Annotated in this window: 6 protein-coding genes, 1 other RNA gene and 1 pseudogene; 7 read left to right on the forward strand and 1 reads right to left on the reverse strand. The window is 61.0% G+C overall.

The features are described 5' to 3' along the window. Positions 1-150: 150 nt before the first annotated feature. Positions 151-939, reverse strand: coding sequence for a GntR family transcriptional regulator (locus tag NA637_RS22530; protein WP_256074752.1), 789 nt, complete (start codon positions 937-939; stop codon positions 151-153). A gap of 277 nt (positions 940-1,216) precedes the next feature. On the opposite strand from NA637_RS22530, the gene NA637_RS22535 reads away from it, so the two are divergent. From NA637_RS22535 to NA637_RS22565, 7 genes and pseudogenes are all read left to right on the forward strand, one after another. Next, complete coding sequence (locus NA637_RS22535) at positions 1,217-2,911, forward strand: L-lactate permease (protein WP_256074753.1); 1,695 nt, start codon at positions 1,217-1,219, stop codon at positions 2,909-2,911. Between the two features lie 151 nt (positions 2,912-3,062). Further along, positions 3,063-4,232, forward strand: a complete 1,170-nt coding sequence (lldD, locus tag NA637_RS22540; protein ID WP_256074754.1) for an FMN-dependent L-lactate dehydrogenase LldD — start codon at positions 3,063-3,065, stop codon at positions 4,230-4,232. 53 nt (positions 4,233-4,285) lie between these two features. Then, a pseudogene (locus NA637_RS22545) lies at positions 4,286-7,121 on the forward strand (FAD-binding and (Fe-S)-binding domain-containing protein). A 164-nt stretch (positions 7,122-7,285) separates the two neighbouring features. Next, a complete protein-coding gene (locus NA637_RS22550; RefSeq protein ID WP_256074755.1) occupies positions 7,286-7,594 on the forward strand; it encodes a hypothetical protein in 309 nt (102 codons plus the stop codon). A gap of 152 nt (positions 7,595-7,746) precedes the next feature. Continuing rightward, positions 7,747-8,125, forward strand: a transfer-messenger RNA (tmRNA) gene (ssrA, locus tag NA637_RS22555). Positions 8,126-8,473: 348 nt separating this feature from the next. Next, the gene (locus NA637_RS22560) at positions 8,474-9,073 is read left to right on the forward strand and encodes a type IV toxin-antitoxin system AbiEi family antitoxin domain-containing protein (RefSeq protein ID WP_256074756.1); all 600 of its coding nucleotides are present in this window, start codon (positions 8,474-8,476) and stop codon (positions 9,071-9,073) included. 67 nt (positions 9,074-9,140) lie between these two features. Beyond that, positions 9,141-11,324: NERD domain-containing protein (locus NA637_RS22565; RefSeq protein ID WP_256074757.1), on the forward strand; the 2,184-nt coding region annotated here is incomplete at its 3' end.

Consider the following 11,324-nt stretch of genomic DNA (forward strand, 5'->3'; position numbering starts at 1 on the left):
CCATGCGCACCAAGGGCAAGGAAGACTGAAAGCTGGAAGCTGGAAGCTGGAAGCTGGAAGCTGGAAGCTGGAAGCTGGAAGTCAGTGTAGAGGCTGACACGAACACTCAGGCAAAACTCTTCCCCCCTCGATTGGGCCTTGAGCTTGCCGTTACGACTTAGGGTTCGGCCTGGCGCCTCCTTCCCTGCGTTGCGCGCGCGCCAGCCGCCGGGCCGCCTGTCGGCCTTCGGCCAGCACTTCCTGCACATAGCTGATGTGGCGGTGGATTACTTCGCGGGCCTCATTGGCCTGGCGGGCGATGATCGCCTCGTACAGCTCCTGATGTTGGTGCATGAGCATAGTGCGGGTCTCCTTGCGCAAGGCATACATGCCACCGATGTTGGTCACCACGTTGCGCTTGAGCAGATCGAACAGACCGCGGATCGTGTGCAGCAACACAGCGTTGTGGCTGGCCTCGGCAATGGCAAGGTGAAAGCGGGCATCGGCGGCACCCTCCTCCGCCCGGGTCACCACTCCCTCACGCAGATAGCAATCCTGCAGCGCCGCAAAGGCCTCCCCGAGCCGCTGCCGGTCAACGTCGGTGGCACGTAGCGCGGCGTAATAAGCACAACTGCCTTCCAGCGTATGGCGGAACTCAAGCAGATCGCGCTGCGCATCGGCGTTGTTTTCCAGCAGATGTAGCAGCGGATCACTGAAGGTCGAACCCAGCGATTGGGCGACAAAATTTCCGCCGCCATGACGGCTGACCAGCAGTCCCTTAGCAGCGAGCTTTTGGATCGCCTCTCGCAACGAAGGGCGGGACACACCGAATTGCTCGGCCAACACCCGCTCCGCCGGTAAGCGCTCGCCGGCCCTGAGTGTCCCTTCAAGGATCATGGTCTCGAGCTGCTCAACGATGTTATCGGCCAGCCTTCGCTGACGCACGACACCCACTTCCATAAGCCGCCTCGACTGGTTTGACCACTGGACTGAGTGTCAGCGTATCCAGGCGTTCGCCGCACCGCAACAACACCGGGTTTCGACCAAAGTCTACAGCCAGCTGATTGACGCAACAGCAAGCGAACTCTTACGCTGGCCGAGCTCTACTGTAAATTGGTATTACCACTTTACAAGCAGTAGGAACACAAGAAGAGGACTGATATGTGGTCTCCAGATCTCCGCTCGTTGCAGGTCCAGCCGGACCCCCATTCACACCATATGACCATGGGATCCCCAGATGTCTAACGGACTGCTCGCCCTGTTTGCCTTTACTCCGATCCTGCTAGCCGCCGTGCTGCTGATCGGCCTGCGCTGGCCGGCCAGCCGCGCCATGCCGGTGGTGTTCCTGTTCACCGCCGCCATCGGCCTGTTCGTCTGGGACATGAGCTTCACCCGGATAATCGCCTCAACCCTTCAGGGTCTGGTGATTACCATTGGATTGTTGTGGATCATCTTTGGCGCAATTCTGCTGCTGAACACCCTCAAGCATTCCGGCGGGATCACCGCCATCCGCGCTGGATTCACCACGATCAGCCCTGACCGTCGGATCCAGGCCATCATCATCGCCTGGCTATTCGGCTGCTTCATCGAGGGCGCTTCCGGTTTCGGCACGCCTGCCGCGATCGCTGCACCTTTGCTGGTTGCCGTCGGCTTCCCTGCCATGGCTGCGGTACTGATGGGCATGCTGGTACAGAGCACGCCCGTGTCATTCGGAGCGGTCGGTACGCCGATCGTGGTTGGCGTGAACAGCGGCCTGGATACCGCAACGCTCGGCGCACAGCTGGCGGCGCAGGGTTCGAGTTGGGACTTGTTCCTGCAACAGATCACCAGCAGCGTTGCGATCACCCATGCAATCGTCGGTACAGTGATACCGCTGATCATGGCGATGATGCTGACGCGTTTCTTCGGCAAAGAAAAAAGCTGGAAAGCCGGTTTTGAAGTGCTGCCATTCGCCCTCTTCGCCGGCCTCGCGTTCACCCTACCCTACGTTGCCACCGGCGTGTTTCTCGGCCCTGAGTTCCCGTCGCTGCTGGGCGGTCTGGTCGGTCTGGCCATCGTGACCACCGCGGCACGCTTTAAATTCCTGGTACCTGAGACGCCCTGGGACTTCGCCGATGCGAAGGATTGGCCGGCCGAGTGGATTGGCACCATCGAGATGAAACTCGACGATCTTGCCGCACGCCCAATGAGCGCATTTCGCGCCTGGATGCCCTATGTACTGGTGGGTGCAATCCTGGTGATCAGCCGCATCTACCCGCCAGCCACCGCCGCCCTGAAATCGGTCTCTATCGCCTTCGCCAACATCCTTGGTGAGACCGGCGTCAGCGCCAGCGTCGAGCCGCTGTACCTGCCAGGCGGCATTCTCGTCGCTGTCGTGCTGCTTACCTTCTTCTTGCACGGCATGCGTGCCGCCGAGCTTAAAGCGGCAGTGAAGGAATCCTCCAGCGTGCTGCTCAGCGCCGGCTTCGTACTGCTGTTTACCGTGCCAATGGTGCGCATCCTGATCAACTCCGGCGTCAACGCCGCTGATCTGCCGAGCATGCCGATTGCCATGGCGCGTTATGTCGCCGATAGCGTTGGCGGCATCTATCCGCTGCTGGCCCCTTCGGTCGGCGCGCTAGGCGCGTTTCTCGCCGGCTCGAATACTGTCAGCAACATGATGTTCAGCCAGTTCCAGTTCGGCGTTGCCCAGTCGCTGGGCATCTCGGGCGCGATGATCGTCGCGGTTCAGGCGGTCGGCGCCGCAGCGGGCAACATGGTTGCAATCCATAACGTGGTCGCTGCCTCCGCCACGGTCGGTTTGCTGGGCCGCGAAGGCGTCACCCTGCGCAAGACCGTTTGGCCTACGCTGTACTACGTGCTGTTCACCGGCGTGATCGGCATGGTGGCGATCTACGTGCTGGGCGTGACGGACCCGCTGGTCGGCGTCTGACACTGCACCACCCGTGCCCCGATGATCTCGGGGCACGGTCGTTAGGAAATACGTCCGGCATAAGGCATTACCTTCAACGCCGGAGCTGGGCAAAGCCAGACCGATAACGAAGCATCCCGAGACTTACCTCGTTCAACCGGTGAGAACAACGATGATTATCTCTGCCTCCACGGATTACCGCGCTGCCGCAAAACGCAAGCTGCCGCCGTTCCTGTTCCACTATGTTGATGGCGGCGCCTACGCTGAATACACGCTGCGGCGCAACGTTGACGACCTGGCCAGCATCGCCCTGCGCCAGCGCGTGCTACGCAACATGTCGGAACTCAGCCTGGAAACCCAGCTGTTCGGCGAAACCCTGTCGATGCCGGTTGCGCTGGCGCCGGTCGGCCTCACCGGCATGCTCGCCCGCCGAGGCGAAGTCCAGGCCGCACGCGCCGCCGACAAGAAGGGCATCCCCTTCACCCTGTCCACCGTATCGGTCTGCCCGATCGAAGAAGTCGCACCAGCCATCAAGCGCCCCATGTGGTTCCAGCTCTATGTGCTGAAGGACCGCGGCTTCATGAAAAACGCCCTGGAGCGCGCCAAGGCAGCCGGCGTCACCACCTTGGTGTTCACAGTGGACATGCCCACCCCGGGCGCGCGCTACCGGGACGCGCACTCCGGCATGAGCGGCCCCAACGCCAACATGCGCCGCATGTTGCAGGCCATGACCCACCCACTCTGGGCCTGGGATGTCGGCCTGCACGGCAAGCCGCACGATCTGGGCAATATCTCCACCTACCGCGGCCATCCGACCGGACTGGAAGATTACATCGGCTGGCTCGCAGCCAACTTCGACCCATCGATCTCGTGGACGGACCTGGAGTGGATCCGCGACTTCTGGGACGGCCCGATGGTGATCAAGGGCATCCTCGACGCCGAAGACGCCCGTGACGCCGTGACCTTTGGCGCGGACGGCATCATCGTTTCCAACCATGGCGGTCGGCAGCTCGACGGCGTGCTGTCCAGCGCCCGCGCAATGCCGGCCATCGCCGATGCGGTCAAGGGTGACCTGAAGATCCTCGCCGATTCTGGCATCCGCAGCGGCCTGGATGTGGTCCGCATGATTGCCCTGGGCGCCGATACCGTGATGCTCGGTCGCGCCTTCGCCTATGCGCTGGCCGCCGATGGCGAAGCCGGCGTAACCAACCTGCTCGACTTGATCGATAAGGAGATGCGCGTGGCGATGGTGCTGACCGGCGCCAAGTCCATCAGCGAGATCACCACCGATTCACTGGTGCGCGAACTGGGTCAATACCAGGCCACCAAACACGTCGAATAAGCCTCACGAGGCCGCGCGCCCCGACGCGGCCGCTTCATGCCCGGAGCCCGTATATGAACGCGCCTGCCGCCCTGCCGAACGACTTCCTCGCTGCCGTCGAACGGTTGATCCCGGCCGAACGGCGCTTCGACGATCCGCTTTCGACACTGGCCTTCGGCACCGATGCCAGGTTTTTACCGTTTGATCCCCAAGCTGGTGGTACGGGTCGAGTCCGAAGCCGAAGTGGTGGGATTGCTGCAACTGGCCCACGCCCAGCGTGTGCCGGTGACCTTTCGTGCCGCCGGCACCAGCCTTTCCGGCCAGGCGATTTCCGACTCGGTGCTGATCGTCCTCGGCGATCACTGGGACGCCCGTGAAATTCGCAACGGCGGCGAACAGATCCGCCTGCAACCCGGGGTTATCGGCGCCAGCGCCAACGCGGCACTGGCCCCGTTCCAGCGCAAGATCGGACCGGATCCAGCCTCGATCAACGCGGCCAAGATCGGCGGCATCGTTGCCAACAACTCCAGTGGTATGTGCTGTGGCACGGCGCAGAACAGCTACAAGACCCTCGCCGGTCTGCGCCTGGTGCTGGCCGACGGCACCGTCGTCGACAGCGAAGACGCCAGCAGCGTCGAGTCCTTCCGCCACAGCCACGGCGCGTTGCTCGATCAGCTCGCCGAGCTCGGCCGCACCACGCGCGCCAATAGCGAACTGGCGGCGAAGATTCGCCACAAGTACCGCCTGAAGAACACCACCGGGTTTTCGCTCAATGCGCTGGTCGACTATGACGAGCCGCTGGACATCCTCAACCATCTGATGGTCGGCTCCGAAGGCACCCTCGGCTTCATCAGCGCAGTCACCTACGACACCGTGCCGGATCACCTGCACAAGGCCAGCGCGCTGGTCGTCTTCCCCGATGTCGAGACCTGCTGCCTGGCCGTGCCGGTGCTCAAACAGCAGCCGGTCTCCGCGGTGGAGCTGCTGGACCGGCGCAGCCTGCGTTCGGTGGAGAACAAAGCCGGCATGCCCGAGTGGGTCAAGCTGCTATCGGCCGACGCTTGTGCGCTGCTGATCGAATCGCGCGCGGCCAGCCAGTCGCTGCTGCATGAGCAGATCAACCTGATCATGCTGTCCATCGCGCACTTCCCGGTGGAAAAGCAGGTCGACTTCAGCGAAGACCCGGTGGTCTACAACCAGCTGTGGAAGATCCGCAAGGACACGTTTCCTGCCGTCGGCGCGGTGCGCCAGACCGGCACCACCGTGATCATCGAGGATGTGACCTTCCCCATCGAACGCCTGGCCGAGGGCGTCAATCGCCTGATCCAACTGCTCGACAAGCACGCCTACGCCGAGGCAATCCTGTTTGGCCACGCGCTGGAGGGCAACCTGCACTTCGTCTTCACCCAGGGCTTCGACGACCCGCAGCAGGTGGCCCGCTACGACGCCTTCATGCAAGACGTCACCCAACTGGTGGCAGTGGAGTTCGGCGGCGCGCTCAAGGCCGAGCATGGCACCGGGCGCAATATGGCGCCCTTCGTCGAGCTGGAATGGGGCAGCGAGGCCTACCAACTGATGTGGCAGATCAAGCGCCTGCTTGATCCGCAGGGCATCCTAAACCCGGATGTGGTGCTGTCCGAAGACCCGGATATCCACCTGAAGAACCTCAAGCCAATGCCGGCCGCCGACGAGATCGTCGACAAATGCATCGAATGCGGCTTCTGTGAACCGGTCTGCCCGTCCAACGGACTGACCCTGACGCCGCGCCAGCGCATCGTGGTCTGGCGCGACATCCAGGCGAAAAAGCGCGCCGGCATCGACACCGCCGAACTGGAGCGTCTCTACCACTATCACGGCGTCGAGACCTGCGCCGCTACCGGCCTCTGCGCCCGGCGCTGCCCGGTGGGCATCAACACCGGCGATCTGGTGCGCAAACTGCGTGGTCGGCATGCCGACAACACCCGTGCGGCCAATTGGCTGGCCGAACATTTCAGCACCGCCGTGCAAGGCACGCGCTTCATGCTGCACGTCGCCAACGGCGCGCACCTGATGATGGGCACGCGCCTGCTGAGCAAGACCTCGGCGGCCTTCAGCAAGGCCAGCAAGGGTCGAGTGCCGCTGTGGACACCCGCCACGCCGCAGCCGCTGCAACGCCTGCATCTGCCCAAGCCTTCCGCTCAGGATGAGCGCCCACGGGTGGTCTATCTCGCGGCCTGCGTCTCCCGAGCCATGGGCCCGGCCGCCCGTGATCAGGAACAGGAACCACTGCTCGACACCACCCGCGCGCTGCTGGAAAAAGCCGGCTACCGGGTAGTCTTCCCCGAGGATCTGAACAACCTCTGCTGCGGCCAGCCGTTCGCCTCCAAGGGCTATGCCGAGCAGGCCGAGCGCAAGCGTCAGGAAACCCTCGACGCCCTGCTCAGGGCCAGCCGTGGCGGGCTCGATCCCATCTACTGCGACACCAGTCCCTGCACCCTGCAGCTGGTGCAGGGCCTGACTGACGACCGCTTGCAGGTGTTCGATCCGGTCAGATTCATCCGCACCTACCTACTGGATCGCCTTGACTTCGAACCCCAGCAGGCACCCATCGCCGTGCATGTCACCTGCAGCACCCAGCACCTTGGCGAAGCCCAGGCATTGATCGATATTGCCCGCCGTTGCGCGACGGATGTGGTGATCCCGGAAGGCATTCATTGCTGCGGCTTCGCCGGCGACAAGGGTTTCACCACGCCAGAGCTCAACGCGCATTCGCTGCGCAGCCTGAAAGATGCCGTACAGATGTGCAGCGAAGGCATTTCCACCAGCCGCACCTGCGAAATCGGCCTGTCGCAGCATGGGGGTATCGACTATCACGGACTGGTCTACCTGGTGGACAGAACCAGTCGTGCGAAACTTCTCCCGCTCTCCTGAACCACGCCGGACGAGGACGCCCGTAAATCTGATGAAACGCTCGAGCGCAACCGCAGTCCGAATGAAAGAGCCCAGCATTCATAGGGCTCGATCGCCTCGGCGCCGCCGCGCAATACGCTGAATCAGGCAGGCCCGCCGGGAAGTCAACTCCCTGGAGGATGCTTATGAAAAAGTTTGCCCTACTTGCTGCCGCAGCCTTGCTAGCCAGCCCGGTTGCCTTTGCGGCCGATAAAGACCTCTGCGAAATCAACATGCAGGAGATCGAAGACAACATGGCGACCAGCATGACCACCCTTGGCCAACCAGCCAAAGGTCAGGTAGAAGACCACGTCAACCAAGCGCGCCAGGCTCAGCAGGCCGGCGACACCAAAGGCTGCATCACCCATAGCACCAAGGCGCTGGATGAGCTCAAAGGCCCCGGCAGCTCCGGCAGCACCGGCAGCTCCGGCACCGGTTCGGGCAGCAGCAACTAAGCCCGCACAGGCAAGGTCAGCCGTCATTGACCTTGCCGATTGCCGGCCCATCTTCAAATCGGCGAAACGTCCCAAACTAACTGACCAAGGGCTCGACGTCTTCAGCGATTTTGGCGTATACTGCGCGCACATGAAGCCGCAACACGCTTCATGGGGCCGATTAGGATTCGACGCCGGTAACAAAACTCTAGGTGCATGCCGAGTTGGTAACAGAACTCGTAAATCCACTGTTGCAAACTTATAGTTGCCAACGACGACAACTACGAAGGGTACGCGCTAGCCGCCTAACCTTCATCTGGTCGCTTCGGCGCCAGCGGTCACTAGGGGATGCCTGTAAACCCGAAATGACTGTCAGATAGAACAGGATCGCCGCCAAGTTCGCTGCAGACGTAACGGCTAAAACTCATGCAGCTCGCTCCAAGCACCCTGCCAATCGGGCGGCGCGGAGTTAACTCAATAGATTTGGCTACGCATGTAGTACCGACAGTGGAGAGCTGGCGGACGGGGGTTCAAATCCCCCCGGCTCCACCAATACTGAAGCCCCAACTGTTATCAGTTGGGGCTTTTTCTTGCCTGTTTGCGCCGGTTCCCGCGTACTCGTGCGGGTTTCTGCGAACGCCTGCGGACTTCGCCAGCCGCCCGAATTGGCCGTTCCCGGCCACATTCCACTCTCTCCTGGCCATTCCTCGCTCCGGCCTCGCTCCCTGGAACTGACCCGAAGTCCGCAAAGGCCGCAACGCAGGCCCATACGGATCAAAGGGTTACGCGCGGACGAATCAAGCGGTTGGATTGCAGCATTGGTGGGGAAAAGCAACAAAGATCGTTGTATTTCGTCGGTAGTTATTGACCCCTACCGACAAAATGCAACATCATTGCATCATGGACAGCTCGCACCGGACTATTCTGGATCTCGCCGCCCAACGTGGCCTTATCCGCCCATGCGACCTCAATGAGCGTGGGCTGCCGACTGTCGCCCTGACGCGGCTAGTGCGCCAAGGGTTACTGCAGCGGGTTGGACGTGGTCTGTACGCGATTCCGGATCGGCCCGTCTCGGAACACGCTGCGCTAGCCGAGTTAGCCAGCAAGCACCCGCAAGCCATCATTTGCCTGCTGTCAGCGCTTCGGCTACATGAACTCACCACGCAGTCGCCGTTCGAGGTCTGGCTGGCCATTCCAAACAAGGCCCGCTCGCCAAAGATGGACTACCCACCGCTACGCATCGTCCGTTTCTCTGGTGCCGCACTGACAGAGGGGATCGAGGAACGTGTCATCGATGGCGTACTGGTGCGCGTGACCAACGTCGCTCGCACGGTGGCCGATTGCTTCAAGTTCCGCAAGAAGATCGGCCTTGATGTCGCCCTGGAGGCGCTACAGGAAGGCTGGCGCGCCAAGCGCTTGAGCATGGACGAACTCTGGCGCTATGCCACCCTATGCCGCGTGGCCAATGTGATGCGCCCATACATGGAAAGCCTGTCATGAATCAATTCAATGTGGCGATCAGACCGTCGACCACCTGCTGGATGCGTTGTTGCGACGGAGGTAGCCAGTGACCATCCTCGTTTACGGCGAGAAGGCCAGCCGCACTCATGAAAACCAGATGCTCCACGTTTTTCTGGATCGACTCGAGGAGCGTTGGGCAAACAGCACCGATTGGATTATTACGATTGCAAACGCGATGTGGAGTGGCGCGGAAATCGACTTGGTCTGCATCCTCCCGTCAGCAATCATCGTGGCCGATTTCAAGAGTTATAGCGGCAAGCTGACTGGCACCGAGAACGGGCCCTGGCAAGCTGATGGCGTGATAGTCAAAGGCGGACGGAAGGCAAACCCCTACCAGCAACTGCGCGACAACAACTTCTCCGTTCTTGACTGGCTGCAATCAAAGGCACTGTTGTCCGGACGCAATCTCGGCCACATCTCTGCTGGCGTAATATTTTCAGGCCGGATCGAAGATCAGTTGGAGCTTCCATCCAAGGTTCGCTCCTGGTTCTACCCGACGGATTTGACCAACTGCGCAGCCATGCTCGATGGTCTCTCCTCGCCCGAATTAAGGATTAGCAAAGACGAAGCATTGGAAATCGTCCGCAGGCTCGGGGTTCAGCCGATTGAATGGGCTTCCAGTCGCCCACAGGTGCGCGACATTCATTCGCATCCCGACCTGCCGCAGGCCCGCACACCGCTGACCGGACATCAACGAGAGGCCTTACAGACGCTGTGCAACTTTGTCGCTGCGGACGATTTCGTAAGTTTTTCAGTGCTGGGAATGACCTCGACTGGCAAGAGTCGCCTGCTGGCCGAGGTGGCCGACGAGGTCAAGAAGGCCGGTAAAAAGGTCATCGTGCTGGAGCCCAACCGGCGCCTTGCCGATGGAGCTGAGGTGGAGTCAAACAGCATCTATGCTCATCTCTACACGGGCAGCGTCAACGGCGATGATGAGCTTGAAAACGTGGCAGAGCAGAAGAAGGTCAAGGTCATTCCGTTGCGCGGTTGCGATGACGCAGCGGACAGTGTCTACCTGCTGGACGACTCGCATTTGCTGGGGAATTCGCGCTTCTCGACTCCCGACGGCAAGCAATATGGCAGCGGCCAGTTGCTATCGGATTTCTTCGATTTCGCAGAAATAGGAAACACGAAGCGCAAGGTTGTATTCTTTGGCGATCCCTACCAGATCCAGCGTGGCAGCTCCGAGGAATCGGTGCTTTCTGGTGAATTCCAAAAAGCACGGGGACTGAAGCACCAGTGTCTCGAGCTGACTCAACTCATCGATACCACTGGTGGCTCGGCCAAACTGGCCAATGCGGTCAAGTTGGTGTCTGCCATCGGAACGCAGAAGTTCGCTGCGCTGGAACTGTCGACTGACGACGGTTTCAGGATTGTCGAAAAGAAGGACACAGCGAGCGAGATATTGGATCACTTTCGTGCAGACCCAGGTTCCGTCTGGTATTTGGCCGAGACGCATGGCCAAGCAAATGCATTGACGCAATGGGTTCGGGAGCGCTTGCACGGCAAGAGCTCTTTGGACGCCGTAGAGGTCGGGGACCTCTTGGAGATATACGTCAGCCCAGATGTGCGCGACGCTTTCGGCTCACGCGTGGCGATGCAATCCGGTGGGCGCATCTCCGTCGCGAGTGTCGGCAAGCGTTCCCTGCACCAGCAAGGCTTAAGCTGGGTGAAAAGCGGTCCTGTCAAGTTTCATTCCATCAGGTGTGGGATTCATAGTCGAGATGAGGTTGAGCTCGAGGTGTTCGAGGAGTTTCTGAAGGCGGAAAAACCGGAGTTGGACAAAGAGACTGCAGTCGCTGAAAGCGTCTGGAGAAATGCCATAAAGCGTGACCGAGAGAAGGCATTCGACGGGAAACAGGCCGCGCTCCAAGGGATGGAAGGCCGGTCGCCGCCACCGCCCGCACCAGATTTCACCTATGCACGTTATGGCTATGCCTCGACTGTTCACCATGCTCAGGGCATGTCGCAGCCAGTTTGTTACGTGAATTGCGATCATGCAGCCGGCCGGCACTCGGAGGGATTCTTCCGCTGGCTGTACTCGGCGCTCACTGTCGCTGAACGTGAGTTGGTTCTTTTGAATTTCAGCGACATCCATCCATTTGACGCTGCTGTCTGGAATGCGGGTGCTGTCAAAGAAGCCGCGGACATCGCAGTAGGCGCAGGCTGGGCATTCCAGCCCAACGGAATAGCGTCCGAGAGAGATCAGCAACGCAGCCTGCCTGAGGGG

Source organism: Stutzerimonas stutzeri (genome assembly GCF_024448935.1).
Classification (GTDB): Bacteria; Pseudomonadota; Gammaproteobacteria; order Pseudomonadales; family Pseudomonadaceae; genus Stutzerimonas; species Stutzerimonas stutzeri_AO.

What these genes read in the sequence shown, in the direction of transcription:
- NA637_RS22530 (WP_256074752.1), bottom strand. Translation starts at nt 939, where the DNA reads ATGGAAGTGGGTGTCGTGCGTCAGCGAAGGCTGGCCGATAACATCGTT.
- NA637_RS22550 (WP_256074755.1), top strand. Translation starts at nt 7,286, where the DNA reads ATGAAAAAGTTTGCCCTACTTGCTGCCGCAGCCTTGCTAGCCAGCCCG.
- lldD (WP_256074754.1), top strand. Translation starts at nt 3,063, where the DNA reads ATGATTATCTCTGCCTCCACGGATTACCGCGCTGCCGCAAAACGCAAG.
- NA637_RS22535 (WP_256074753.1), top strand. Translation starts at nt 1,217, where the DNA reads ATGTCTAACGGACTGCTCGCCCTGTTTGCCTTTACTCCGATCCTGCTA.
- NA637_RS22560 (WP_256074756.1), top strand. Translation starts at nt 8,474, where the DNA reads ATGGACAGCTCGCACCGGACTATTCTGGATCTCGCCGCCCAACGTGGC.